The sequence below is a fragment of the Martinezella tropici genome (assembly GCF_003287875.1).
Lineage (GTDB): Bacteria > Pseudomonadota > Alphaproteobacteria > Rhizobiales > Rhizobiaceae > Rhizobium > Rhizobium tropici_C.
Map to the genome: position 1 here is coordinate 67,807 of NZ_QMKK01000044.1, position 24,740 is coordinate 92,546.

At 61.0% G+C, this 24,740-nt stretch carries 23 protein-coding genes; 14 read left to right on the plus strand and 9 right to left on the minus strand.

The window, feature by feature from the left end; genetic code table 11:
- Positions 1-129 precede the first annotated feature (129 nt).
- The 3 genes from DQ393_RS18710 (at position 130) to xylA (ending at position 4,130) form a co-directional block, all read left to right on the plus strand.
- Entirely contained in the window at positions 130-1,155 is a 1,026-nt protein-coding gene (locus DQ393_RS18710; protein ID WP_112343418.1) for a LacI family DNA-binding transcriptional regulator, read from the plus strand.
- Between the two features lie 37 nt (positions 1,156-1,192).
- Positions 1,193-2,650, plus strand: a complete 1,458-nt coding sequence (gene xylB, locus DQ393_RS18715) for a xylulokinase (RefSeq protein ID WP_112343245.1) — start codon at positions 1,193-1,195, stop codon at positions 2,648-2,650.
- A 169-nt stretch (positions 2,651-2,819) separates the two neighbouring features.
- The gene (gene xylA / locus DQ393_RS18720; RefSeq protein ID WP_112343246.1) at positions 2,820-4,130 is read left to right on the plus strand and encodes a xylose isomerase; all 1,311 of its coding nucleotides are present in this window, start codon (positions 2,820-2,822) and stop codon (positions 4,128-4,130) included.
- On the opposite strand, the gene DQ393_RS18725 is transcribed toward xylA, so the two are convergent.
- Positions 4,121-4,525, minus strand: a complete 405-nt coding sequence (locus DQ393_RS18725; RefSeq protein WP_112343247.1) for a VOC family protein — start codon at positions 4,523-4,525, stop codon at positions 4,121-4,123. The genes xylA and DQ393_RS18725 overlap by 10 nt on opposite strands.
- A 12-nt stretch (positions 4,526-4,537) precedes the next feature.
- On the minus strand, positions 4,538-5,563 hold the full coding sequence (locus DQ393_RS18730; RefSeq protein ID WP_112343248.1) for a LacI family DNA-binding transcriptional regulator: 1,026 nt from the start codon (positions 5,561-5,563) through the stop codon (positions 4,538-4,540).
- Between the two features lie 166 nt (positions 5,564-5,729).
- Here DQ393_RS18730 and DQ393_RS18735 point away from each other — a divergent pair, with 166 nt between their 5' ends.
- The 5 genes from DQ393_RS18735 to DQ393_RS18755 all read left to right on the plus strand — a co-directional run bounded on the left by DQ393_RS18735 (position 5,730) and on the right by DQ393_RS18755 (position 12,039).
- On the plus strand, positions 5,730-7,253 hold the full coding sequence (locus DQ393_RS18735) for a sugar ABC transporter ATP-binding protein (RefSeq protein ID WP_112343249.1): 1,524 nt from the start codon (positions 5,730-5,732) through the stop codon (positions 7,251-7,253).
- A 61-nt stretch (positions 7,254-7,314) separates the two neighbouring features.
- A complete protein-coding gene (locus DQ393_RS18740) occupies positions 7,315-8,325 on the plus strand; it encodes an ABC transporter permease (RefSeq protein ID WP_112343250.1) in 1,011 nt (336 codons plus the stop codon).
- A gap of 76 nt (positions 8,326-8,401) precedes the next feature.
- The gene (locus DQ393_RS18745) at positions 8,402-9,349 is read left to right on the plus strand and encodes a substrate-binding domain-containing protein (RefSeq protein WP_112343251.1); all 948 of its coding nucleotides are present in this window, start codon (positions 8,402-8,404) and stop codon (positions 9,347-9,349) included.
- 257 nt (positions 9,350-9,606) lie between these two features.
- On the plus strand, positions 9,607-10,659 hold the full coding sequence (locus DQ393_RS18750; RefSeq protein ID WP_112343252.1) for a sugar phosphate isomerase/epimerase family protein: 1,053 nt from the start codon (positions 9,607-9,609) through the stop codon (positions 10,657-10,659).
- A gap of 192 nt (positions 10,660-10,851) precedes the next feature.
- Complete coding sequence (locus DQ393_RS18755; RefSeq protein WP_112343253.1) at positions 10,852-12,039, plus strand: Gfo/Idh/MocA family protein; 1,188 nt, start codon at positions 10,852-10,854, stop codon at positions 12,037-12,039.
- 46 nt (positions 12,040-12,085) lie between these two features.
- On the opposite strand, the gene DQ393_RS18760 is transcribed toward DQ393_RS18755, so the two are convergent.
- Positions 12,086-12,490: a DoxX family protein gene (locus DQ393_RS18760; protein ID WP_112343254.1), complete on the minus strand. Its 405-nt coding sequence runs from the start codon at positions 12,488-12,490 to the stop codon at positions 12,086-12,088.
- 235 nt (positions 12,491-12,725) lie between these two features.
- Between DQ393_RS18760 and DQ393_RS18765 the strand changes: the two genes are divergently transcribed.
- From DQ393_RS18765 to DQ393_RS18775, 3 genes are all read left to right on the plus strand, one after another.
- Positions 12,726-14,099 (plus strand): GH1 family beta-glucosidase, encoded by a 1,374-nt coding sequence (locus tag DQ393_RS18765; protein WP_112343255.1) that lies wholly within the window; start codon positions 12,726-12,728, stop codon positions 14,097-14,099.
- A gap of 165 nt (positions 14,100-14,264) precedes the next feature.
- Positions 14,265-14,813 carry an NADPH-dependent FMN reductase gene (locus DQ393_RS18770; RefSeq protein ID WP_112343256.1) on the plus strand — a complete coding sequence of 183 codons (549 nt, stop codon included), beginning with the start codon at positions 14,265-14,267 and terminating at the stop codon, positions 14,811-14,813.
- A 109-nt stretch (positions 14,814-14,922) separates the two neighbouring features.
- Entirely contained in the window at positions 14,923-17,133 is a 2,211-nt protein-coding gene (locus DQ393_RS18775; RefSeq protein ID WP_112343257.1) for a putative bifunctional diguanylate cyclase/phosphodiesterase, read from the plus strand.
- Between the two features lie 36 nt (positions 17,134-17,169).
- On the opposite strand, the gene DQ393_RS18780 is transcribed toward DQ393_RS18775, so the two are convergent.
- The 3 genes from DQ393_RS18780 to DQ393_RS18790 form a co-directional block, all read right to left on the minus strand.
- The gene (locus tag DQ393_RS18780) at positions 17,170-18,111 is read right to left on the minus strand and encodes a rhodanese-related sulfurtransferase (RefSeq protein ID WP_112343258.1); all 942 of its coding nucleotides are present in this window, start codon (positions 18,109-18,111) and stop codon (positions 17,170-17,172) included.
- A 271-nt stretch (positions 18,112-18,382) separates the two neighbouring features.
- Positions 18,383-19,294: a CHAD domain-containing protein gene (locus tag DQ393_RS18785; RefSeq protein WP_112343259.1), complete on the minus strand. Its 912-nt coding sequence runs from the start codon at positions 19,292-19,294 to the stop codon at positions 18,383-18,385.
- Positions 19,272-19,757: a CYTH domain-containing protein gene (locus DQ393_RS18790; RefSeq protein WP_112343260.1), complete on the minus strand. Its 486-nt coding sequence runs from the start codon at positions 19,755-19,757 to the stop codon at positions 19,272-19,274. Before DQ393_RS18790 ends, DQ393_RS18785 begins: the two co-directional genes overlap by 23 nt.
- A 158-nt stretch (positions 19,758-19,915) precedes the next feature.
- Between DQ393_RS18790 and DQ393_RS18795 the strand changes: the two genes are divergently transcribed.
- The 3 genes from DQ393_RS18795 to DQ393_RS18805 all read left to right on the plus strand — a co-directional run bounded on the left by DQ393_RS18795 (position 19,916) and on the right by DQ393_RS18805 (position 21,692).
- Positions 19,916-20,554, plus strand: a complete 639-nt coding sequence (locus tag DQ393_RS18795) for a 2-dehydro-3-deoxy-phosphogluconate aldolase (RefSeq protein WP_112343261.1) — start codon at positions 19,916-19,918, stop codon at positions 20,552-20,554.
- A 128-nt stretch (positions 20,555-20,682) separates the two neighbouring features.
- Positions 20,683-21,396 carry a tellurite resistance TerB family protein gene (locus DQ393_RS18800; RefSeq protein ID WP_112343262.1) on the plus strand — a complete coding sequence of 238 codons (714 nt, stop codon included), beginning with the start codon at positions 20,683-20,685 and terminating at the stop codon, positions 21,394-21,396.
- Between the two features lie 80 nt (positions 21,397-21,476).
- The gene (locus tag DQ393_RS18805) at positions 21,477-21,692 is read left to right on the plus strand and encodes a hypothetical protein (RefSeq protein WP_112343263.1); all 216 of its coding nucleotides are present in this window, start codon (positions 21,477-21,479) and stop codon (positions 21,690-21,692) included.
- Between the two features lie 38 nt (positions 21,693-21,730).
- On the opposite strand, the gene DQ393_RS18810 is transcribed toward DQ393_RS18805, so the two are convergent.
- The 3 genes from DQ393_RS18810 to DQ393_RS18820 form a co-directional block, all read right to left on the minus strand.
- Positions 21,731-22,843: a nickel/cobalt transporter gene (locus DQ393_RS18810; protein WP_112343264.1), complete on the minus strand. Its 1,113-nt coding sequence runs from the start codon at positions 22,841-22,843 to the stop codon at positions 21,731-21,733.
- Complete coding sequence (locus DQ393_RS18815) at positions 22,837-23,496, minus strand: DUF1007 family protein (protein WP_169645759.1); 660 nt, start codon at positions 23,494-23,496, stop codon at positions 22,837-22,839. Before DQ393_RS18815 ends, DQ393_RS18810 begins: the two co-directional genes overlap by 7 nt.
- Before the next feature lie 90 nt (positions 23,497-23,586).
- A complete protein-coding gene (locus DQ393_RS18820; RefSeq protein ID WP_112343266.1) occupies positions 23,587-24,480 on the minus strand; it encodes a LysR family transcriptional regulator in 894 nt (297 codons plus the stop codon).
- Between the last annotated feature and the right edge of the window lie 260 nt (positions 24,481-24,740).

A 24,740-nucleotide genomic window follows, 5' to 3' on the forward strand; every position in this document is an offset into this window, starting at 1 on the left:
CCAAGGCATGGCCCCTCCTCGTGAGGGGCCTTTTTTGTTTATGGTCCTGCGAGGAAAATCGAGCGGCCGGAAATTTCTGATTTACGTACATCAGAAATGGCGGTAAAGGATTTCGGCAAGGAGGAGCCGATGAGACCGACCGTGCATGATATAGCCGCCGCCGCGGGCGTCAGCCTCGCCACCGTCGATCGCGTCTTGAACCAGCGGCCGGGAGTGCGGCTGGTGACGCGGGAGAAGGTGGAGGCCGCCATTCGGGAGATCGGCTATATCCGCGACGTCGCTGCCGCCAATCTGGCCAAGGGCCGCGTCTATCCTCTCGTCTTCATCGTGCCGACAGGCGACAACTCGTTCATGCATGGGCTGCGTTCAGAGGTGCATCATGCGACGTTGCGGGCGAGCATAGAGCGCACGGATATCCGTATCGTCGAGGTGCCACCTTTCGATGTGCCGGCCTTGGTGTCGGCGCTCGACGCGGTGCAGGGGCAGGACATCGCCGGCGTCGCGCTGGTGGCGACCGATGCGCCCGAGGTTCGGGCTGCGGTCGGCCGGCTCGTCTCCCAGCGTGTCCCCGTCGTCACGCTTGTCTCCGATCTGACCGATTCCGCCCGGCATCATTATGCCGGCATCGACAACATCGCCGCCGGCCGCACAGCCGCCCGGCTGCTCGGGCGCTTCCTTGGCGGGCGCCAGGGCGAGATTACCGTTCTCGCCGGTTCCATGCTGGTGCGCGACCATCGCGAGCGCCTGCAGGGCTTCTCTGACGTCATGGCCGAGGAGTTTCCCAAGCTGCACCTGCGACCCGTATTGGAAGGGCGCGACGATCCGGACCTGGCCCGATCGCTCGTTTCCAAGGCATTGTCCGAAAGCAGGGACATTATCGGCATTTACAATCTCGGTGCCGGCAACCGGGGCCTGATCGCGGCCTTGAAGGCCGTCAGGCCCGAGCGCGAACTGACCGTCGTTGTTCATGAGCTGACGCAGCATACGCGCGCAGCGCTGGTGGAGGGCACGATCGATGCCGTTCTCAACCAGGATGCCGGTCACGAGGTGCGCAGCGCCATTCGCGTCATGAAGGCGACCGCCGACGGCCAGGCCGTCATCGCCGATCAGGAACGCATACGTCTCGACATTTTCTTGAAGGATAATCTGCCCTGAGCATTCGAACACGGCAGAGCATAGGGAGTAACATCTGATGTATTTAGGTCTCGATCTCGGAACGTCCGGCGTCAAAGCGATGCTGATCGACGGCAATCAGAAGATCATCGGCTCGGCCAATGGTGGGCTCGACGTCTCGCGCCCGCATCCCGGCTGGTCCGAGCAGGATCCGGCCCACTGGATCCGCGCGACCGAAGAGGCCGTTGCCGGGCTGAAGGCGGCACATCCGAAGGAGTTGGCGGCCGTGCGCGGCATTGGCCTTTCCGGCCAGATGCATGGCGCGACGCTGCTTGATGCCGATGACAATGTGCTGCGTCCCTGCATTCTCTGGAACGATACACGCAGCTATCATGAGGCTGCCGCGCTCGACGCCGATCCGCGATTTCGCGCGCTGACCGGCAATATCGTCTTCCCCGGCTTTACCGCGCCGAAGCTCGCATGGGTCGCCAAGCATGAGCCGGAGATTTTCGCGAGGGTGCGTTGGGTGCTGCTGCCGAAGGATTATCTGCGGCTTTGGCTCACCGGCGAGCACATGTCGGAAATGTCCGACTCGGCCGGTACGTCCTGGCTCGATACCGGCAAACGCAAATGGTCTTCCGAGCTGCTGGCCGCCACCAATCTCGATGAAAAGCAGATGCCGACGCTGGTGGAAGGCACAAACGTTGCCGGCAAACTGCGCGGCGAGTTGGCCTCGAAATGGGGTATCGGCGGCGATGTCGTCGTTGCGGGCGGGGCGGGGGACAATGCGGCCTCGGCCTGCGGCATGGGCACGGTAAGCCACGGCGCTGCTTTCGTCTCGCTCGGCACGTCGGGCGTGCTCTTTGCCGCCAACGGTTCCTATCTGCCGAAGCCGGAAAGCGCGGTTCACGCCTTCTGCCACGCGCTGCCGAACACCTGGCATCAGATGGGCGTCATCCTCTCGGCAACCGATGCGCTCAATTGGCATTCGCATGTGACAGGCAAGTCTGCTGCTGAACTCACCAGCGAGCTTGGTGAGACGCTGAAGGCGCCGACCAGCGTCACCTTCCTGCCCTATCTCTCCGGCGAGCGCACGCCGCACAACGACGCGACGATCCGCGGCGCCTTCATCGGTCTCGGCCATGAAAGCGGCCGCGCCGTGCTGACGCAAGCGGTGCTCGAAGGCGTGTCCTTCGCCATCCGCGACAATCTGGAAGCGCTGCGCTCGGCCGGCACGGATATCGCACGTGTGACCGCCATCGGCGGCGGCTCGCGCTCCCGCTACTGGCTGGCCTCGATCGCGACTGCGCTCGGCGTGCCCGTCGACCTGCCGGCGGACGGCGATTTCGGCGCCGCCTTCGGTGCTGCGCGTCTCGGCCTGATTGCCGCCACCGGCGCCGACCCGGTCGCGGTCTGCACCCCGCCGCAGACGGCCGGCACGATCGATCCGGTCGCGTCACTGACGGATGCTTATGCGGATGCCTACAAGCGCTACCGAGCGGTTTATCCGGCGATCAAGCCGTTGAGCATGGTTTGAGGTCAGCCCCCTCACCCTGGTCCTCTCCCCGAGGGGAGTGGGGACGACGGAGCTTACTGCAGTCACCCATACCTTCTCCCCTCGGGGAGAAGGTGGTCCGAAGGGTCGGATGAGGGGGGGCATCAAAGTGGCAAAACAATACCGAAACACCAACCCAAGGAGATGAGACATGAGCACCGGATTTTTTGGTGACATCAGCAAGGTAAAATACGAAGGTCCGGAGAGCACCAATCCGCTGGCCTTCCGCTATTACAACAAGGACGAAGTCGTTGCCGGCAAGCGCATGGAAGACCATCTGCGTTTCGCCGTCGCCTACTGGCACACCTTCACCTGGCCGGGCGGCGATCCCTTCGGCGGTCAGACCTTCCTGCGCCCCTGGTTCCACGAGACGATGGAAGCCGCCAAGCTGAAGGCTGACGTCGCCTTCGAATTCTTCACCTTGCTCGGCGCTCCCTATTACTGCTTCCACGATGCCGACGTACGTCCGGAAGGCAAGAATTTCGCCGAGAACACCAAGAACCTGAATGAGATCGTCGACTACTTCGCCCAGAAGCAGACCGAGACCGGCGTCAAGCTGCTCTGGGGCACGGCGAACCTCTTCTCCAACCGCCGCTTCATGTCGGGCGCTGCGACCAATCCGGACCCGGACGTCTTCGCCTTCTCGGCTGCGACCGTGAAGACCTGCATGGACGCCACCCATAAGCTCGGCGGCGAAAACTATGTTCTCTGGGGCGGCCGCGAAGGTTACGAGACGCTGCTCAACACCGACCTGAAGCGGGAAATGGACCAGATGGGCCGCTTCCTCAATCTCGTCGTCGAGTACAAGCACAAGATCGGCTACAAGGGCACGATCCTGATCGAGCCGAAGCCGCAGGAACCGACCAAGCATCAGTATGACTACGACGTCGCAACGGTCTACGGCTTCCTCAAGAAGTACGGCCTGGAAAACGAAGTGAAGCTCAATATCGAGCAGGGCCATGCGATCCTTGCCGGCCATTCCTTCGAGCATGAGCTGGCGCTCGCCAACGCGCTCGGCGTCTTCGGTTCCATCGACATGAACCGCAACGACTACCAGTCCGGCTGGGATACCGACCAGTTCCCGAACAACGTTCCGGAAATGACGCTGGCCTATTACCAGGTTCTGGCAGGCGGCGGCTTCAAGACCGGCGGCACGAACTTCGACGCCAAGCTGCGCCGTCAGTCGCTCGATCCGGAAGATCTGCTCATCGGCCACATCGGCGGCATGGATTGCTGCGCCCGCGGTCTGAAGGCGGCCGCCAAGATGATCGAGGACAAGGCGCTCTCCAAGCCGCTCGCCGACCGTTACGCCGGCTGGGATTCGGCCGAGGGCCAGAAGCTGCTGCGCGGCGAATATTCGCTCGATCAGATCGCTCAGTGGGTCGAGACCAAGGACGTCAACCCGCAGCCGAAGTCCGGCAAGCAGGAACTGCTGGAAAACATCGTCAACCGTTACGTTTGATCGACAGCTTCGGGAGGCGATGGTTCATCGCCTCCCGATTTCAGCCTGAAGGCGCGGCTGGAAATGGCTATGGGATTCCCTGAGGGGTCCTTGGCATTGGCGAAAGCATAGCCGTCGGCCTGATGCAAGGGGCCGAACTCCAGCCCCTCTTCGGCACACCTAGCGCGGAAAGCTTCGACATGCTCGACGTCGAAGACCAGCTTGACCAGCACCTGGCCCATTTTCTGCGCCTTGCCCGCCGGATGGATCATCAGATTGGCACCGCCATCCTGCGCGAGCAGCTCAACAATCCGATCGCCCTCCAGACGGAGTGGCTTGAACCCGAAATGCTTCTCGTAAAAGCTGATCGTCGCTTCGACATCACGGACATAGAGGGTGATCCTGCCGAGCGGCATCGTTGCGTCTGCCTAGCGTCGACTGCGCGGCGGAGCTCCGACCGAGTTCCGCACGATCAGATCCGGCCGCAGCAGGATCTCCGTCTCGGCCGGCTCGCCATCCGAAAGCAGTTCCAGCAGAAGCGCCATCGCGTGTTTGCCGATGGCGGTGCGCGGCTGCCGGATTGTCGTCAGCGACGGCGTCATGAAGACGGCTTGCGGTACGTCGTCGAAGCCGGTCACCGAAAAATCCTCGGGGATATCATAGCCGCGCGCCTTTAGCCCGATCATCACGCCGATCGCCGTCTGGTCGTTGACGCACATGAACGCTGTCGGCAGGGTGTCGCGCATGAAAAGCTGCTCGACGGCGAGCCGCCCGCTTTCGATGGTGCCGTCGCCTTCCAGCACGATGCGCAGGTCCTGCCCGATGCCGGCCGCATCCAGCCCGGCTTCATAACCCATGCGCCGGCGGCTGTAGGCGAGGCGTGTGCGGGAATCGCCGACGAATGCAATCTTGCGATGACCCTCGGTAATCAGGAGGTCGATGGCCTTGCGCGCGCCTGCGATATCGTCGACGCCGACATAGGGAATGCCGCCGTTGAAGACCGGCTCGAAAACGCCGACGCTCGGCGGCAGCCGCGCTGTCATCGTCTGATGTCCGAAGGGCAGGATGCCGGTAAAAAGGATCAATCCGGCCGCCTGGTTGGAGTTCAGAAACTTCAGATATTCGAGCCCGCGCTGCGCGTCGTTCTGTGTGTGGCCGATGAGGATACCGTAGCCGTGCGAACGTGCCTCATTCTCCAGGCCGATGAGAATATTGGAGAAATTGGGATCGCCGATATCGGGGGCAACCACGAGAATCATGTTCGATCGGCCAAGCCGAAGGCTGCGTGCCATGGCATTGGTGGTATAGCCGGTGATGGCGATCGCCTGATTGACTTTCAGCCGCGTCGAATTGGCGACTTTCTCCGGCATATGGATTGCCCGCGAAACCGTTGCTATCGAAACATTGGCAATTCGGGCGACGTCTTCGATAGTTGCGGGCGTGGAATTCGACACTGCGCTCTGCCTTGGGTCTCGTCTGGGGCTGGAGACTACACAGACTTCGGTGGAGGTCAAAGGTGACCGCGAAAATTTATGCGATATCCAATGATGTAAACCTTTACACAGGTTATGTAAAGGTTTACAGAGCATGGAAAGCGGGTGGGACCGCAGGGAGGATTCAATGAGTTCGGAAGCCGTCGACGGTACGGTCGTGCTGTCTGCGAGAGGGATATCGAAATCCTTCAACGGCGTGCAGGTGCTGTTCAGCGTCAACTTCGATCTTCGGGCCGGCGAGATCCATGCGCTCATGGGCGAAAACGGCGCCGGCAAGTCGACGCTGGTCAAGGTCCTGTCCGGTTTCGAGCAGCCGACCTCCGGCGAGATTTTGCTCGATGGCAAGCCGGTGAAGCTGCCGCCGAACGGCGCGGCCGAGGCGCTCGGCATCGTCATCATCCACCAGGAATTCAATCTAGCTGAGCATCTGACCGTCACCGAGAGCCTGTTTCTCGGCCGCGAAGTCACCCGCCTCGGCGTGCTCGATCGCAAGTATATGCGTGCCGAAACGCGGCGCGTGCTCGACCTTCTCGGCTCGCATGTCGATGAGAACGCCATCATCAGTACGCTCTCCATCGCCGACAAGCAGATGGTGGAAATCGCCAAGGCGATCAGCCGCGATGCGCGCATCGTCTTCATGGATGAGCCGACCGCCGTTTTGTCGCGCGAGGAGACCAATTTCCTGTTCAAACAGGTGCGCAAGCTGCGCGATCAGGGAACGAGCTTCGTCTTCGTCTCCCACAAGCTCGATGAGGTCATGGAACTGACGGATCGGGTCACGGTGTTGCGCGACGGCCAATGGGTGAAGACATCGCCGACCTCGCTGCTTGACGGCGAATCGATCGCCCAGCTGATGGTCGGGCGCGAGCTCTCGAGCCTTTATCCGGCCAAGAACGAGCCCGATGTTGACGAGAAGGTGGTGCTCAGCGTTGCCTCGGTCTCGACGGGCTACGTCCATGATGCAAGTTTCGAGCTGCGCAAGGGCGAGATATTGGGCTTCTCCGGCATGATCGGCTCTGGGCGAACCGAGCTGATGGAGGCAATCGTCGGGCTACGCTCGCGTGCGTCGGGCGAGGTCGTCGTCAACGGCCAAACGGTGCCGCCGCATGACGTGCATGCGGCCATCGATGCGGGGCTTGCCTATATGACCAAGGACCGCAAGTCGAAGGGCCTGCTTCTGAATTCTGGCATGGTCGTCAATCTGACCCTGCAGTCGCTCGACCGGCATGGCAAGTTCGGCTATCTGAGCGCCTCAAGTGAAGCCGATGCGCTGGCGAGGGCGCGCCGCCGTTTCGATATACGCGTACGTGACGGCAATATCGTTGCCGGCCGCATGTCCGGCGGCAACCAGCAGAAGCTGCTGCTGGCGAAGGTCATGGAAACCGAGCCGCAGATCATCATCATCGACGAGCCGACGCGCGGTATCGATGTCGGTACGAAGCAGCAAATCTATCATTTCATTTCGGCGCTGGCGCGCGACGGTCATTCGATCATCGTCATCTCCTCGGAAATGCCCGAGGTGATCGGGCTTTGCACGCGGATCGCGGTCATGCGCGAGGGCCGGATCGTCGGCGTGCTCGAAGGTGAAGAGATCACCGAGCAGGAAATCATGCGTTATGCGGCGGGCCTGAAGAAAAAGACCGCTGCCTGAATGGGCGGCACAGGGCAGGGTGAATTCCCAGAAGTCATGGGACGGGAGGTTGGTTTTGGTTATGAGCGTGGGTGAAGACAGTAGCGGAAAGGCCGGTCGGCGGGGGCGCTCCTGGCGGGATGTCGATCTCAGGGCCGTAGCGCCGTTTGCAGCGCTGGTGCTGCTTCTGATCGTAGGCGCGCTGGTCAATCCGAACTTCATCGGCATTACCAATCTCACCAATGTCGCGACGAGATGCGCCTTCATTGCCATCATCGCCGTTGGGGCGACCTTCGTCATTTCGGCCGGTGATCTCGATTTGTCTGTCGGCGCGATGGTTGCCTTCGTCGCAAGCCTGATGATCCTCCTGATGAATTCGGGTGTCATCGCCGATCCCGCCCTGATGCTGGCAGCCGCCGTAATGTTCTCGATCGTCGCCGGCCTCTTGTGCGGCCTTGCCAACGGGCTGATCACGACCATGGGCAAGATCGAGCCGTTCATTGCGACCCTCGGCACCATGGGTGTCTATCGCGGCTTGACGACCTGGCTGTCGCAGGGCGGTGCGATCACCTTGCGGCCGGCGAATCTGCAGGCGCTCTACAAGCCCGCCTATTATGGCTCTGTGCTCGGCGTGCCGGTGCCGATCGTGGTCATTCTTGTCGTCACCGGCATTGCGGCCTTCATTCTCTATCGCACTCGCTACGGGCGGCATGTCATCGCCGTCGGTTCCAATCGCGATGTTGCGCGCTATTCCGGCGTGGCGGTCAACCGCGTGCGCACTATCGCCTTCGTCATCCAGGGCCTGTGCGTGTCGATCGCCGTGCTTCTCTATGTGCCGCGGCTTGGTTCGACGTCGGCGACGACGGGCAGCCTATGGGAGCTGCAGGCGATCACCGCCGTTGTCGTCGGCGGCACGGCGCTGAAGGGCGGGGCGGGCAGGGTATGGGGCACGATCTGCGGCGCCTTCATCCTTGAGCTGGTCGGCAACATCATGCTGCTTTCCAATTTCATCAGCGAGTATCTGCTCAGTGCCATCCAGGGTGCGATCATCATCATCGCCATGCTGGTTCAGCGCTCGCTTGCTCGCAAATAGCGAATAGCGAATAGCCGGGTCAGGGGGCGCCCGGTTCTTGGTGACAAGGCCCTGTCTCTATCTGGGAGGAAGAAACATGCGAAAGAGACTCATAGGCTTGGCTGTCGTGATGGCGGCTCTGGCCGGCACGGTCCATGCCGAGGACAAGAAGGTAACGATCGGCGTTTCCATTCCGGCCGCCGACCACGGCTGGACCTCGGGCGTGGTATTCCACGCCGAGCGCGTCGCCAAGCTCTTGATGGCGGAGCATCCGGGACTCAACGTCATCGTCAAGACCTCGCCCGATGCCGCCAGCCAGGCAAACGCCGTGCAGGACCTCGAGACCCAGGGTATCGACGCGCTCGTGATCCTGCCGTCGGATCCGGATCCGCTCGTCAACGCCATCAAGGAAGTCAAGGACAAGGGCAAGTTCGTGGCGCTGGTCGACCGTGCGCCGAGCAACAACGACAATTCCGTCCGTGACCTCTATGTCGCCGGCAACAATCCGGCGCTCGGTCAGGTCGCAGGCGAATACATCAAGGCCAATACGCCGGATGCCCAGGTCGTCGTCATCCGCGGTCTGCCGATCCCGATCGATCAGCAGCGCCAGGACGGTTTCGACAAGGGCATCGCCGGCTCGAACGTCAAAGTTCTCGATCGCCAGTATGGCAACTGGAACCGCGACGACGCCTTCAAGGTCATGCAGGACTATTTGACCAAATTCCCGAAGATCGATGTGGTCTGGTGTCAGGATGACGACATGGCCGTCGGCGTGCTGCAGGCCATCGAGCAGGCCAAGCGCACCGATATCAAGTATATCATCGCCGGCGCCGGCTCGAAGGACATGATCAAGAAGGTCATGGATGGTGACAAGCTGATCCCGGTCGACGTGCTCTACCCGCCAGCAATGGTCGGCACCGCCATGGAGCTGACTGCCGCCAACTTCTATGATCAGGTTCCGGTTCGCGGCAATTACATCCTCGATGCGACGCTCGTCACAAAGGACAACGCCAAGGACTTCTACTTCGCCGAATCTCCATTCTGATCGGCTGATTCAGTAGACGCGCCCGCCGGTTCCGGCGGGCGTTTTTACGCGTCTGCCACTTGGTTTCGCATCGGGCGGTAATTTTTGCGGCACGTACCTCTTGCCGTCGGCGACGGGCCGTGATTAGGTCACGGGGCATTCGACTTTCAGCCCGACGACCCTATAGTTTTTGGAGGCTGCGGCACCTCAGCCGCCTCGGATATGGGTCCGAAAGGCATCGGAAACGTTTACAGAACGCGATTAGGGAGGAAATACAGATGAAGACGATCAAGGGACCAGGCCTGTTTCTCGGCCAGTTCGCCGGCGATGCGGCGCCATTCAACTCGTGGGATTCGATCACGAAATGGGCTGCCGATGCCGGCTATATCGGCGTGCAGGTTCCGACCTGGGCAAGCCAGCTCATCGACCTGAAGAAGGCGGCCTCCTCCAAGGATTATTGCGACGAATTCGCCGGTGTTGCTCGCGCCAATGGCGTCGAGGTCACCGAGCTTTCCACCCACCTCCAGGGCCAGCTCGTCGCCGTGCATCCCGCTTATGATGAAGCCTTCGACGGTTTTGCCGCTCCGGAAGTACGGGGCAATCCGAAGGCGCGCCAGGAATGGGCGGTCGAGCAGGTGAAGATGGCGCTGACGGCATCGAAGCATCTCGGCATCAAGGCGCATGCGACCTTCTCCGGCGCGCTCGCCTGGCCCTTCATCTATCCTTGGCCGCAGCGTCCGGCTGGCCTTGTCGAGACCGCCTTCGAAGAGCTTGCCCGCCGCTGGACTCCGATCCTCAATCATGCCGACGAAAACGGCGTCGACGTCTGTTACGAAATCCATCCGGGCGAAGACCTGCATGATGGCATCACCTTCGAGATGTTCCTGGAGCGCGTGAAGAACCATCCGCGCGCCAACATGCTCTACGATCCCTCGCACTACGTCTTGCAGTGCCTCGATTATCTCGAGAACATCGACATCTACAAGGACCGCATCAAGATGTTCCACGTCAAGGATGCGGAGTTCAATCCGACCGGGCGCCAGGGCGTCTATGGCGGTTATCAGGGCTGGGTCGAGCGTGCCGGCCGCTTCCGTTCGTTGGGCGACGGCCAAGTCGATTTCGGCGCCGTCTTCTCGAAGATGACCGCCAATAATTTTGACGGCTGGGCCGTGGTCGAATGGGAATGCGCGCTGAAACATCCCGAAGACGGCGCCCGCGAAGGCTCCGAATTCGTCAAGGCGCACATCATCCGCGTCACGGAAAAGGCCTTCGACGATTTTGCGGGCAGCGGCACGGACCAGGCGGCGAACCGGCGCATGCTGGGGCTGTAATCTCTTTTTCTTCTCCCTAGCAGGGAGAAGATGTCCGAAGGACAGATGAGGGGGACGAGGAGCGTCGCGACGAGTGCCTTGAGCCACAAACGAAAGGCAGTGTCTGCTGAGTCCCCCCTCATCCGACCCTTCGGGCCACCTTCTCCCCGCAGGGAGAAGGGAAGTACAATTCCATTCATTCAGGAGGATAAAATGGCAATCGAAGGATCATCGGAACAGACGCGCGAGCCGCGCATCCGGCTTGGCATGGTGGGCGGTGGCGCCGGCGCATTCATCGGCGCTGTGCATCGCATCGCCGCGCGCATTGACGACCAGTTCGATCTCGTCGCCGGCGCGCTCTCGTCTTCGCCGGACAGGGCTCAGGCTTCCGGCCGCGATCTCGGTCTCGATCCCTCGCGCACCTATTCCAGTTATCGTGACATGGCGATCCGCGAAGCCAAGCTGAAGAACGGCATCGAGGCGGTTTCGATCGTCACGCCGAACCATGTGCATTATGATGCCGCCAAGGAATTCCTGCGGCGCGGTATCCATGTCATCTGCGACAAGCCGCTGACCTCCAATCTCGCCGATGCCAAGAAGCTGAAGAAGGTGGCCGATGAAAGCGGTGCGCTCTTCATCCTCACGCATAATTACACCGGCTATCCGATGGCCCGTCAGGCGCGCGAGATGATCGCCAACGGCGAGCTCGGCGATATCCGCATCGTGCAGGCCGAATATCCGCAGGATTGGCTGACGGAAAATATCGAGCAGTCCGGTCAGAAGCAGGCTGCATGGCGTACCGACCCCGCGCAGTCCGGCGCCGGCGGCTCCACCGGCGATATCGGCACGCATGCCTATAATCTCGCTTCCTTCGTCACCGGCCTCGAGCTCGATAGCCTTGCTGCCGATCTCGACAGCTTCGTTGAGGGACGTCGCCTCGACGACAACGGCCATGTGCTGCTGCGTTTCAAGGCGAAGGGCAAGGAAAAGCCGGCGAAAGGCATGCTCTGGTGCAGCCAGGTGGCGCCGGGCCACGAGAATGGCCTGAAGCTCCGCGTCTACGGTACAAAGGGCGGCATCGAGTGGACGCAGGCCGATCCGAACTATCTTTGGTACACGCCGTTTGGCGAGCCGAAGCGGCTGATTACCCGCAACGGCGCCGGCTCGGGTGCGGCCGCGGCGCGCGTCTCGCGCATCCCGTCGGGCCATCCGGAAGGCTATCTGGAAGCTTTCGCAACGATCTATACCGAGGCTGCGCGTGCCATAAATGCCCGAAAGAAGGGCGTGGCGGTCGATCCCGCCGTGGTCTATCCGACCGTCGATGACGGCGTGAAGGGCGTGGCTTTCGTCGAGGCTTGCGTTGCGTCCTCGAAGCGCAATGGTGCCTGGGTCAAGCTCTAGGTTTGGTGCAGGTTCGAGGCGGGCGAACCGCCTCGAACCTGCTCATTCAGGCAGCGATGTCCCGTTTGCGCTTCGTCAGTGCATCGACGCTCAGAGGGCCCGCGCCGGCGGCGACGAGAAACAGGAAGATGAAGCAGAAGAGGATAGCCGCCGTTCCGCCATTCTGGGCGGGATAGAAGCTTTGCGGCGCGTGACGCAGGAAATAGGCGAAGGCCATCAGGCCCGACAGAATGAACGAAGCAATCCGCGTCTGGAAGCCGATGAGGACGAGGAAGCCAAGGGTGAGCTCAAGCAGGCCGGCGATCCAGGGCAGTGATCCGACGGCGGGCACATTTTCGACGGCCGGGAAATGCAGGATTTTCTGCGTTCCATAGCTGAACAGCACAAGGGATGCGACGATGCGCAGAAGGCTCAGCAGATAAGGGTGGAGGGTATGGAGAGCAGCGAGCATTTCTATCCTTTCGTCGTCAAGTTGAGCACTACCCTCAATTGATCCGCTTCAAAAAGACAAGTCACGACTGTTGACATTGATGTTATCGCCCTGCGGGTGGCCCTGGACAGAGCCGTTAGCCGGCTGCATTTTTCGGCATCTGCAACGTTGCAGTTTCCGCAAATCGACGCTGTACTTTGCCAACCGGGTTGGCTAAACCGCAGCCAACGAAGCCATAACAGACGGGATTTTCATCATGATCGATCCGAAGCTTCTTGCCGATCGCTTCCCAGGCGATTTCACATTCGGCGTTGCCACTGCCGCGTTCCAGATCGAAGGTGCCACCAAGGCCGACGGCCGTAAGCCATCCATCTGGGATGCTTTCGCCAACATGCCGGGCCGCGTCTATCAGCGCGATAATGGTGACGTCGCCTGCGATCATTATAACCGTCTGGAGCAGGATCTCGATCTCATCAAGGAGATGGGCGTCGAGGCCTACCGCTTCTCGATCGCCTGGCCGCGCATCATTCCCGAAGGCACCGGCCCCGTGAACGAAGCCGGCCTCGATTTCTATGATCGCCTCGTCGATGGCTGCAAGGCGCGAGGGATCAAGACCTTTGCGACCCTCTACCATTGGGATCTGCCTCTGGCGCTCGCCGGCGACGGCGGCTGGACGGCGCGTTCGACGGCGCATGCCTTCCAGCGCTATGCCAAGACCGTCATGGGCCGCCTCGGCGACCGTCTGGACTCTGTCGCCACCTTCAACGAGCCCTGGTGCATCGTCTGGCTGAGCCATCTCTATGGCGTTCATGCACCCGGCGAGCGTAACATGCAGGCGGCGCTCTATGCCATGCATTATATGAACCTTGCCCATGGTCTCGGCGTCGAGGCGATCCGTTCCGTGGCGCCGAAGGTGCCGGTCGGCATCGTGCTGAATGCCGCTTCGATCCTGCCGGGCTCGGATCGCCCGGAAGATGCCGCCGCTGTCGAACGCGCGCATCAGTTTCACAACGGCGCCTTCTTCGATCCGATCTTCAAGGGCGAGTATCCGAAGGAGTTCGTCGAGGCGCTCGGCGATCGTATGCCTGTCATCGAAGACGGCGATCTGAAGACCATCAACCAGAAACTCGATTGGTGGGGTTTGAACTATTACATGCCGATGCGCGTCTCCGACGACGCCTCGAAGAGTGGCGATTTTCCCTGGACGAAGGAGGCGCCGCCGGTCAGCGACGTAAAAACGGATATCGGTTGGGAGGTCTATTCGCCGGGTCTGAAGCACGTCGTCGAGGATCTCAACAGGCGCTACGACCTGCCGGAGTGCTACATCACCGAAAACGGTGCCTGCTACAATATGGGCGTCGTCAACGGCGAGGTCGATGACCAGCCGCGCCTCGATTATTATATCGAGCATCTCGGTGTCGTCGCGGATCTCATCAAGGATGGCTATCCGATGCGCGGCTACTTCGCCTGGAGCCTGATGGATAATTTCGAATGGGCGGAAGGCTATCGCATGCGTTTCGGCCTCGTGCATGTCGATTACGAGACCCAGGTGCGCACGGTCAAGAAGAGCGGCAAATGGTACCGCGAGCTCGCCTCGCAGTTTCCGAAGGGCAACCACAAGGCAGTTTGATGCGGTTCCATCTTCCTTGAGGGGGAGGTCGCGCGGAACGCGCAGGTGGGGGTGATTTCTGGGGTGAACGCGGGGGTTACCCCACCCCGGACCTGCGGTCCGACTCTCCCCCTCAAGGGGAGGGTGTCGGTCGCTTGAATCGGCAAAGCCTGATAGATATCGCGCATGACCCAACGGCCGATTTTTCTTTACGCGCTTTGCGGCAGTCAACGGCAGGCCTCGACCAGCCGAAGGCTGCTGCAGGCGCTGCAGCTCGCCTGTCCTGACGGCGTCAGCATCGCCATCTGCGATCTGATCGGCGCTCTGCCAACCTTCAATCCCGACGATGAGGGCGAGAGGACGCCGCCCGTGGTCGAGAGATTTGCAGCCGAGATCCGTAAGGCGGATGGTCTGATCGTGTCCTGCCCCGAATATGCCCATGGTATTCCCGGCGGCTTCAAGAATGCGCTGGACTGGCTGGTGTCGCGCGACGAAGTGCCGTTCAAGCCGTTGATGCTTGCCCATGCTTCCCATCGCGGCGATCTTGTCCTGGCACAGCTGACCGAGGTCCTGCAGACCATGTCGCTGCACATCGTGGCCGACGCTTTCCTGCGCCTGCCGATTGCGGGCAAGAGCGATGAGGCACAGGCGGCCATGCTTCTGGAGGCGCGCGAAAACGGCCTCCTATCCGGGGGTCTCAGCCGTTTCGCGCAAACGATTGCCACCAGCGCATGAATTTTTCCGGCTTCGGCAAATATGCAACCCATTCCTGTAGGAATCTCCGATACGCCTTAACCGTTTGTTGAAGACCTGACGGCAGACTTCCGTGCCAAGGAGAAAAGGCGTGGGAGCAACTTTCAATTCATTGCGGCAAGCGACACAGATCGGTCGTCATTCCATTGTGACGGCCGTTTTGATTTCCTTTGCTCTTGTGGTTGCCGTCGTGACCCTGATGGTGCTGACCGCAATCGGCCGCGTCGCCGATTACTCCAACAAGCTGGATGACGAACGTTCCTGGGAGACGACCGTCGGCGCCCTGAAAACCTTCCAGGGGCAGCTGGAAGCGACGCTGCATGATCATTCCGCGCGCAACGATGCGGCGCGAAGCGTCTACGGGACAAACGACCGGGGCTGGATCGCCGGCAATTACGGCGACATCTCCTCCGACGGCGCGCTGTTCGATACCGCCGTTATCGTCGACGACCACAACAAGCCTATCATTGCCTATCACGACGGCGTGCCGTTGACGGAGAATATCGAAGACGTCCTCGGCACCGCCATTTGGGCCCTGGTCGATCAGGCGCGCACCACGCGCGTGACCGGTGTGCCGGAAGCCTCGGGTTACATCATGACCAGGGATGGTATCGCCGCCGCTGGCGCGGCGACCATCCGCGAAAGATCCGGCCGCATTCCCGCGCCGGAAGGCCAGCGTCGTTATCTGATCCTCGTGCGTTATCTCGACGCTGCTCGCATCAAGATGCTTTCCAACACCTATGTCATCAGCGGCCTGACGCTGATGCCGCCGGAAACCGTGGCTCGCTATGCGGTTTCCATCGTCGATCCCTTAGGCAAGTCGCTGGGCCGGCTGGTCTGGAGTTCGCGCGAACCGGGCGACATGAGCTACCAAAAGGTCCGGCCACTGGTGCTCGGTGCACTCGGCCTTGTCGGCCTGTTCTTCGTCGTGCTGCTGATCTTGGGGTCATTGGCTGGGCGGAGGTTGCGGTCGGAGGAGGTTCAGGCGCGTCAGGTTTCACTGCGTGACAGGTTGAGCGGCCTTCTCAATCGGGAGGGGCTGCGGCTCGATGTGGACCGGCTGGTCGAACGGGCGCGCAGCGACGGCACCAATGTCCTGCTTCTCTATCTCGATCTCGATGGTTTCAAGGAAATCAACGATTCCTATGGGCATGGCACGGGCGATCAGCTCATTCGGGCCGTGGCGGCAGGCCTCAGCGTGCTCGTGCCGCCACAGGCGGCGCTTGCCAGGGTTGGAGGAGACGAATTCGCCGTCGTCTTCCCGACGAAGGAACTCAACGACGCGCCTGCCTTGCAGCTTGCGGAACAGATCCTGGATTTTCTCTCCGAGCCCTTGGAAATCGGCCGGCGGGTGGTCGTCGTCGGCACCAGCATCGGCATAGCGAGTTCGCCGGAAGGCCGGATCGACAGAGAGGAACTGGTGCGGCGTGCCGATCTTGCCATGTACAAGGCCAAGGAGGCGGGCCGCGCCCGCATGACCTGCTACGACACGGCCATGGATGCCCATCGCGAGGAGCGCAACGCGCTTGAACTCGATCTGCGCCGTGCCATCGAGATGGAAGAGCTGACGCTCGCCTATCAGCCTCTGGTCGAGGCATCGAGCTGCGAAATGATCGGTGTCGAAGCGCTCGTGCGCTGGAACCGTCCCGGTCACGGCCCGATTTCACCAGAGATCTTCATTCCCATTGCTGAAACCAGCGGTCTGATCGAGGCGCTGGGGCTGCTCGTCCTGCGCAAGGCCTGTGAAGCCGCGCGGCAATGGCCGGATCTTCGCATCGCCGTCAATGTATCGCCGGGTCAATTCCGCAATCCTGCCTTTGCCGACTACGTCCGCAGCGTACTGAACGGGACGGGGATAGAGGCCGAGCGGGTAACGCTGGAAATTACCGAAGGCTACATCATCCAGAATCCGGAGCGCACCCGCCAGTCGATCGAGCGGCTAAAGACACTCGGGGTCAAGGTGGCCCTCGACGATTTCGGCTCCGGTTTCTCCTCTATCGGCTATCTGCGCCAGTTCGGCTTCGATCGCATCAAGATCGATCGCTCACTGACCATGAATGTGCTCGAAGACGACCGCGCCCGTGAAATGCTGCAGGCGACGGTGGCATTGGCCCGTTCACTCGATATTCCCGTGACCGCCGAAGGTATCGAGACCGAGGCGCAGGGAAGGGCGCTGGAAGGCTTCGGCTGCGACGAGCTGCAGGGCTATTTCTACGGAAAGCCGATGCCGGAAACCGAGATCAGCAAGCGGCTTGCCGTGCAAATGGCGGTAGAGCTGGGCGAGGAGCATGCCGCGGCCTGATATGCCCAAAGCATTTCCGCTTTTCCTGGAATTGCGTCAGCCGATATGCTCATGGCCGCGCTTGCGGGCGAGCGCGATCTGCCGCTGCCTTTCGCGATAACGTTCGCGATCCTCTTCACTGCGCTCGTGATAGCAATGGCTGCAGGATACACCGGCTTCGTAGAAGGGCGAGGTCACTTCCTCTGATGTAATGGGATTACGGCAGGCGTGGCAGAGCTTGTGATTGCCTTCCTTCAGGCCGTGTTCGACCGAGACGCGCTCGTCGAAGACGAAGCAGGCGCCTTCCCAGAGGCTTTCTTCCGCCGGCACTTCCTCCAGATATTTCAGGATGCCGCCCTTGAGGTGATAGACCTCGTCGAAGCCCTGCTGCTTCATGAAAGCGGTCGCCTTCTCGCAGCGGATGCCGCCGGTGCAGTACATGGCGATCTTCGGCTTGTTGTGCAGGCCGGTATTGTCGCGCACCCAATCGGGAAATTCGCGGAAGGTCTTGGTCTTCGGGTCAACCGCGCCCTTGAAGACACCGATGGCGGTCTCATAGTCGTTGCGAGTGTCGATGACGATGGTGTCTGGGTCGGAGATCAGCGCGTTCCAGTCCTTCGGCGCGACATAGGTTCCGACGACCTTGGTGGGGTCGATATCCTCGACGCCCATGGTGACGATCTCTTTCTTGAGCTTCACCTTCATGCGCACGAACGGCATTTTCGACGCGCGGCTTTCCTTGTGCTCCAGGCCGGCAAATTCCGGCTGGGCGCGCAGGAAAGCAAGGACTGCGCCGATGGCGGCATCCGTGCCGGCGATGGTGCCGTTGATCCCTTCATGCGCAAGCAGCAACGTGCCCTTGACGCCATTTTCCTCGCAGAGCGCAAGCAAAGGCTCGCGCAGGCTTTCGAAGCGCGGAAAGGAAACGAAATGATAGAGCGCGGCAACGAGGAATGCGCCGGTCGCGTCGCGCCGTGGATCTGAAAGCTTGTCGGTCATGGCGGGGAAATACAATTTTGTGGGCTTTCAGGCAATCGGGATTCGTATTTTGAAACTATGCGACCTGGCAGCCTCGATCCTTCGAGGCATCGCCACCGGCCACCCTCGTCCTTCGACGGGCTCAGAATGAGAGTGGAGCGGCCTTTGAGCTTCAGACAGTGCTCCGCAGTGACGCGCCGGGCGCCGATGACCAGCCCTCATGCTGAGGTGCGTAGGCGCTCAGGGCCGGAGCCTCGAAGCACGAGGGGGGGGGTGAGAGGTCTTATCCGCCTCAATCCACCGCCTCCAGCCAGAGGCGCTTTATGGTTCGTGCCTCGCGCTCGGGCTTGTCTGCAAAGACCCAACACGCCCGGTTCAGCGCTTCCTCACGGGCCGCCTGCTGGCGGGAAATGATCGCCTCCAGCAGGCGCGCGTGATCGTCGCTCCCGTTGAAGAGATGCGGCTCGCGATCCGCGACATCCGCCAGCATTGACATGTCGAGATAGCGACCGAGCACATCGACCAATATCTTGGCCTCCAGCTGCTTGGCATGCATGGCGGCCGGCCAGACGTCGCGTAGCAGCATATGATGCATCCAGTAATCCTGACTGCGCTTGCGCAGATCGTGAAAGCACTCGGCATGGGCCGCTTCCACATGGCACTCGGAAAGCGCCTGCACCGCCTTGCGGAGGTTCTTGCGCCACCCCTTCTGGAAAAGACCGGCCGCATCGCGCCGCCTAGCCTCGAATGATACATCCTTCAATGTCTCGAGCGCCTCGTTGCAGGTGGTGATTGCCAGCCGTGCCTTGCTTTCGAGATCGGTCTCGGCCTCGGCGAGGCGGTCGCGCCTGCTGGTCAGCACATCGGTTACGCGGCTAAGCGCCTGCAGTTCATCTTCGGATTTCGCCGTCGTCTGCAGGTAATGGCTGGCCTCAATCAGCGCGGTCGCGTCGCGTAGGCCTGAAAGCGAGCGGGCCATGTCACGAAGCCGGTCATTCTCGTGCTGTTGAAATTCGCGCGCAATCGGCGCTATCAGACGGTAAAGCGCGCGCACGCGCTTGATGTTCTTGCGCGCGGCGTGAACCGCTTCGTGCAGACCTTGGGGCCTATCCGTCAGAACAGCTATCGCTTTGCCGAGTTGATGCGTGGCGGCTTTGTGCACCTCGCCATCAAGAGCCCGGTCAGGCCGTACGCGATAGCTCATCGTACTCCTGTTCGAACTGGGTCGCGAGAGCCTGATTGGAGTAGCGGTATTCGCCGGTCACTTCGCGGCCGATCCAGTCCGGCAGTTCCGGATCATCGCTTTCGTCTTCCATCTCCACTTCGGCGATCACAAGACCGCGATGGGCGCCGCGAAAGACATCCACCTCCCAGACAAATCCCTTGAAGAGCACCTTGTGGCGGGTCTTCTCGATGACGAGGCCGACCGCCGTTCCCAGAAGCTCCTCGGCCTCATCGACGGGGATCTCGTACTCGAATTCATCCCTCGTCATCGCCTTGCCGATCTTGATCGTCAAAGTCGCCGTGGTTTCGTTCGTCAGCCTTATCCGCACGGAGCGGTCGTTCATGGAGGCAATATATCCTTGTCGCAGGATCAGCTTCTCCGAAGCGTAATCACGCCAATGATCGCCGCGCACCAGAAACTTTCGCTCGATCTCTTTTGCCATGCGTTTAACATGCTCCACTGGCACAGACCGCGGCAGACTATAGTATGTCACGACGAATTCCTACCCGTCCTGTCCAAAGCATGCTTTTGTCTCGACAAGCATTCTCGGGGAGGTTATTCGAGAGCCGGTTTCAATCGTTTTAAAGGAGCGCACCGACCATGGGCGAGAAAACCGAAAAGCTTCTTTCCATTCTGAAACTGCAGCCCGTCGTTCCGGTGCTGATCGTCGATGATGCGAAATCGGCCGTGCCGCTCGCACGGGCGCTCGTTGCCGGCGGTCTGAAGGCCATCGAGATCACGCTGCGCACGGCCGGCGCGCTCGACGCCATCCGTGCGGTCGCCGAAGAGGTGGAAGGGGCCGAAGTCGGCGCCGGTACGATCCTCAATGTCAGCCAGTGGGATGCGGCCGTCGAAGCCGGTTCCAAGTTCATCGTCAGCCCCGGCACGACCCAGGAACTGCTGGACGCTGCGCGCTCCTCGCATGTGCCGCTGCTGCCGGGTGCCGCGACCGCAAGCGAAGTCATGGCGCTGCGGGAGGAGGGCTATACGGTGCTCAAGTTCTTCCCGGCCGAGCAGGCCGGCGGCGCCTCCTATCTCAAGGCCTTGTCCTCGCCGCTCGCAGGCACGGTTTTCTGCCCGACCGGCGGCATTTCGCTGAAGAATGCCCATGATTATCTGTCGCTGCCGAACGTCATCTGCGTCGGCGGCTCCTGGGTGGCACCGAAGGAACTGGTTGCATCAGGCGACTGGGCCGGGATCACCAAGCTTGCCGCCGAGGCTGCCGCGCTCAAGGGCTGAGACGATCGCTTCCGTTCGATTGTAAAGGCGCGCAGCCTTCTGCGCGCCTTTTTAGATTCTATGGATTGGTATTTGCGGTTGCGCTTCCTATCTCCCTCTCACCATCACAAGGACGGAGGACCATCCATATGATCGACGCCCGCAAGCTTCTTGACCAATTCCTGGGATCACAGGTTCCGGGAGTGCAGGGGACCGTGAAGGACAGGGCAACCCAGGCCATCAATCTCGCCAGGGATAATCCGATGGCGACGAGCGCGATCGCCGGCGTGCTGCTGGGGACGAAGACCGGACGCCAGGTTGCCGGCAATGCGCTGGCGCTCGGCGGCCTCGCCGCCATCGCCGGACTTGGCTATCAAGCCTACAAGAATTACCGCGATGGCAATCAGCCGCAGCCGGCACCCCAATCGACCCAGCAGGCCGAGCCGCAGTTCCTGCCGCCGCCGTCAGATTCCGGCTTCAGCACAGCGCCTGCCATCGCCAGCAATGATTTTACGCTTTCGCTGGTGCGGGCGATGATCGCGGCCGCCCGTGCCGATGGCCATATCGACGATGCGGAGCGTCAGCGCATTCTCGGCAAGGTGCACGAGGCCGGTGTCGGGTCGGAGGCGGAAGCCTTCTTCCAGCGCGAGCTTGCCAATCCCGTCGATCTTGACGCGATCGTCGCCTCGGCGAAGACCGAAGAGCAGCGGGTACAGGTCTATACCGCGTCGCGGCTCGCGATTGAGCCGGATTCTCGGGCCGAGCGCGGCTATCTCGATCTGCTGGCCGGCAGGCTCGGTTTGGCCGACGCCTTGGTCGACCATATCGAGGCGACGGTCGCTGGTGCCAAAGTCCCACTCTGATAGATAGCGCTGGTTGCCTTTCGGCGGCGGCTGGCCTAAGCCTTCGCCGAAACATTTCATGGCGTGCTGGGGATCGGCGATTGACGGACAAGAAAAGCGACACCCGCTCGGCGGCGATCGCCGCTGGCATTATTTTGGTGGCGGCGACGGTCGCGCTTTATCTGATGCCGAATGTCATCGTCTGGCTCGGCTCGATTTCGCCATGGCTCGGCACGAGCTTCGGCGTATTGGTCATCCTGGCCTTCTTCCTGGTGTTCTGGCTGAGAGCCCGGTACCAGCGGCGCAATGGGCCGTAAGCTCTAGCGTAAGGCTTTCCCGAATCCTCCGAAATCGCTCAGTTCTGCAGTGAGGCGCCGAGCAGAATGACGCCCGTGCAGATGACCAGCAGCGCACCGAGAATTTCGATACCATTGCCCACCCAGGCCGAAAGCCTCGAGCCCTTGCCGGTGAAACGGACGGCGGTGCCTTTTGCGAAGACGGCGATCATGGCAAGCAGCGAAACGGTCAGCGCCGTGCCGATGGACATGGCCAGCACGGACAGAAGCCCGCCGAGATAGAGCCCGTTCAGCATTGAAAAGGTCATGACCAGTAGGGCGCCAGAGCACGGTCGCAGTCCGACGGCGATGATGGCCGACCAGGCTTCGCGGACACTGAATTTCTCGTTCGACAGCATCTTCGGATCGGGAAGATGGGCGTGGCCGCAGGTCTCGCAATAAGCACCATCTCCGGCCGCATGGGCGGGATCGTAGCATTGATAGCCGCTGGCAGTGGACATGACGGCGCCGCTGCGCGCAAAACCTCTCGTCGAATCCGTGCCCGTCGCGGCCCCCTCGAACAGCGAAACACTGACTGGCCCCGCCGATGTCGCGAGCTGCATTTCCTGACGCTGCGCCCGGCTCTGCATCATTGCCCGCAGCTTGCGGAACAAGAGCCAGCTGCCGAACAGGATGACCATGACGAAGCTGGTGATCTCCATCGCGTTGGTCGCCATCGTCATGGTGATGCCGGAACCACGCAGGACGAAATAGGCGGCGCCGACGACAAGGACGGCAACGAGGCCCTGAATGAGCGCGGAAACGAACGAGATGCCGATGCCGCGCTTCAGCTCGATCTCGTTGGCGACCATGTAGGAGGAGATGACAGCCTTGCCGTGGCCCGGACCGGCGGCATGGAAGATACCATAGGCGAAGGAAAGGCCGATCAGCGTCCAGAGTTGCCAGGGATCCTGGCGCATGGCCTCGATGGATCTGGTAAGCGCGCGATAGAAGGCTTGCTGTTCGTAGTTCACATAGAGGAAGATCGGGGCAAGCGGGCCGCCAATCGGCTGGAAGCTCGGCTCCGCCGTGCCGATGCCGAGCGGAGAGCCTGCGGCATGCGCCAGACCGGCGGCCGCCAAAAGGGCGAGTACCGCGGCCGGAGCGAGCTTCCTCAGTCTCGAAGTCAGCATTCGACGTCTATCCGCGTTGCGAAGAGTTTCGACATGGTCGTTCCCGTCGGATCGTTGAAGAAGGCATCCGTCAATGTTGATCTGTTTTCGGCGATAACCTCGTCCGGATTGGGGCGAACGACCTTCTGCGTACAGCTTTTGAAGGCATCGCCCTCCGTCACCAGTTCATTGTCGCTCGGGAAATCGACTGAGGTGTAGAGCGTCGGATCGTAGATGCCGAAGCTCAGCTTGTTGCCCTTGGCAAGCGGCATCGGCTCGGAAGGCTTGACGGCGAAGAACATCAGGAGCTGGCCATCGCGATAATCGACATTGATGACGTCAGGCTTGTTCACCTTGATCACTTTACCGTTCAGCGTCAGGTTCGTGTAATAGTCGTAGTCGGCAAGCGACTCGCGCACCGTCTTGCCAACCTCCTTCAGCTCGTCCGGGTCGAGCTTCAGATTGGTGTTCTTGTCGAAATCCATCAGCACCGAGGAAGAGAATACTTCATCGAACCGCCAGACGTTGCGCAGTTCCTGCACATTGCCATCCGCGCCGGCCAGCACTTCCAGGCGGGCTTCCACGAAAATATGCGGATGCGCCGATGCTGCGGCGGGCACGAGCAGCAGGCCGCCGGTCAGGGCAACAGCGTAGGCGGTCGTGGATTTTCTCATGCGTCCGATAGGTTTCGCGAGCATTGATTCACTTCGTTTTCTGGTCAGGAAATGAGACGGAATTGGGACCGGGCGGCCAAGCTCGGGCGTTCAGCCGTTCTTGCGGAACCAGTTGTGCAGATAGTCCACAAAGATGCGCACCTTGGCCGGCAGATAGCGCCGGTGCGGATAGACGGCATAGATGCCGCGATCGGTCGGAAGATAGTCGTTGAACAATGTCAGCAATTGCCCGCTTTCGATCGCCTGGCGGCCGATGAAATCCGGGACGATGGCGATGCCGAGATCGGCAAGAGCTGCGCGCAACGTCGCATGCGGGCTGTTGACTTCGAGCGTGCCGTTGATGGCGACGTTGAAAGTGGTGCTGTCGGCATCGACGAAGCGGATATTGCCTTGTGAGCGGGTGTTGGTATCGATGATGAAAGGCACGCGGGCAAGATCGCTCGGATGCTCCAGCGTCGGATAGCGCTCGAGGAACGCCGGGGTTGCGCAGAGATGGATGCGGAAGTCCGAGATCTTGCGGGCGATCATGCCGGAATCCTCGAGCTTGGTGATGCGCACGGCGACATCGAAGCCCTCCTCGATCAGATCGACAAAACGGTCGTCGGCAGAGATTTCCAGCGCGAGATCGGGATTTTCCTTGGCAAAGTCGATCAGCGATTGCCCGACATCGGCGTCGACGAAGGTGCGCGGCACGGAGACGCGCAGCCGGCCTTTAAGCTGCTGGTTGTTCTCGCGCACGAGGTCGGCAAGGTTGTCGATCTCCTTCAGGATATCGGAGGCGGTCCGATAATAGGTATGGCCGGCTTCCGTCATGGAGAATTGACGCGTGGTGCGGTTCAAGAGCAGCGCGCCGAGTTCGTCCTCCAGTTCGCGGACATATTTCGACAAGAGCGCCTTGGAGCGGCCGGTCTTGCGCGCGGCGGCCGAAAATCCTTCGGCTTCGACTACGTCGATGAAGGCGCGAATCCGGGTCAAAGTGTCCATGGTGAAGCCTCCCGCTAACTGTTTCCGGATGTTGAACAAAATGCTTCGATTTGTTCAATTATTTTTTTCGGGCATGGAAGAAAAATTTTCTTGATTATGTCGGCGAATATTCCTATTTCGGGGTCAGCCCAAAGTCGCACGTGCCCGTGGGTGTCCGCCGATCCTCGATGTGGTGAGAAAATCGGTAAGGTACCTGGAATTAACCCCTCCAGTCGCTATTTCGGCCAACCGGAAAATGCGAGGACATCTGAAGCAACGAC

What these genes read in the sequence shown, in the direction of transcription:
- DQ393_RS18780 (WP_112343258.1), bottom strand. Translation starts at nt 18,111, where the DNA reads ATGACCGACAAGCTTTCAGATCCACGGCGCGACGCGACCGGCGCATTC.
- DQ393_RS18710 (WP_112343418.1), top strand. Translation starts at nt 130, where the DNA reads ATGAGACCGACCGTGCATGATATAGCCGCCGCCGCGGGCGTCAGCCTC.
- DQ393_RS18770 (WP_112343256.1), top strand. Translation starts at nt 14,265, where the DNA reads ATGACCCAACGGCCGATTTTTCTTTACGCGCTTTGCGGCAGTCAACGG.
- DQ393_RS18725 (WP_112343247.1), bottom strand. Translation starts at nt 4,525, where the DNA reads ATGCCGCTCGGCAGGATCACCCTCTATGTCCGTGATGTCGAAGCGACG.
- DQ393_RS18810 (WP_112343264.1), bottom strand. Translation starts at nt 22,843, where the DNA reads ATGCTGACTTCGAGACTGAGGAAGCTCGCTCCGGCCGCGGTACTCGCC.
- xylA (WP_112343246.1), top strand. Translation starts at nt 2,820, where the DNA reads ATGAGCACCGGATTTTTTGGTGACATCAGCAAGGTAAAATACGAAGGT.
- DQ393_RS18765 (WP_112343255.1), top strand. Translation starts at nt 12,726, where the DNA reads ATGATCGATCCGAAGCTTCTTGCCGATCGCTTCCCAGGCGATTTCACA.
- DQ393_RS18785 (WP_112343259.1), bottom strand. Translation starts at nt 19,294, where the DNA reads ATGAGCTATCGCGTACGGCCTGACCGGGCTCTTGATGGCGAGGTGCAC.
- DQ393_RS18750 (WP_112343252.1), top strand. Translation starts at nt 9,607, where the DNA reads ATGAAGACGATCAAGGGACCAGGCCTGTTTCTCGGCCAGTTCGCCGGC.
- DQ393_RS18755 (WP_112343253.1), top strand. Translation starts at nt 10,852, where the DNA reads ATGGCAATCGAAGGATCATCGGAACAGACGCGCGAGCCGCGCATCCGG.
- DQ393_RS18800 (WP_112343262.1), top strand. Translation starts at nt 20,683, where the DNA reads ATGATCGACGCCCGCAAGCTTCTTGACCAATTCCTGGGATCACAGGTT.
- DQ393_RS18795 (WP_112343261.1), top strand. Translation starts at nt 19,916, where the DNA reads ATGGGCGAGAAAACCGAAAAGCTTCTTTCCATTCTGAAACTGCAGCCC.
- DQ393_RS18760 (WP_112343254.1), bottom strand. Translation starts at nt 12,490, where the DNA reads ATGCTCGCTGCTCTCCATACCCTCCACCCTTATCTGCTGAGCCTTCTG.
- DQ393_RS18740 (WP_112343250.1), top strand. Translation starts at nt 7,315, where the DNA reads ATGAGCGTGGGTGAAGACAGTAGCGGAAAGGCCGGTCGGCGGGGGCGC.
- DQ393_RS18735 (WP_112343249.1), top strand. Translation starts at nt 5,730, where the DNA reads ATGAGTTCGGAAGCCGTCGACGGTACGGTCGTGCTGTCTGCGAGAGGG.
- DQ393_RS18745 (WP_112343251.1), top strand. Translation starts at nt 8,402, where the DNA reads ATGCGAAAGAGACTCATAGGCTTGGCTGTCGTGATGGCGGCTCTGGCC.
- DQ393_RS18820 (WP_112343266.1), bottom strand. Translation starts at nt 24,480, where the DNA reads ATGGACACTTTGACCCGGATTCGCGCCTTCATCGACGTAGTCGAAGCC.
- xylB (WP_112343245.1), top strand. Translation starts at nt 1,193, where the DNA reads ATGTATTTAGGTCTCGATCTCGGAACGTCCGGCGTCAAAGCGATGCTG.
- DQ393_RS18790 (WP_112343260.1), bottom strand. Translation starts at nt 19,757, where the DNA reads ATGGCAAAAGAGATCGAGCGAAAGTTTCTGGTGCGCGGCGATCATTGG.
- DQ393_RS18815 (WP_169645759.1), bottom strand. Translation starts at nt 23,496, where the DNA reads ATGAGAAAATCCACGACCGCCTACGCTGTTGCCCTGACCGGCGGCCTG.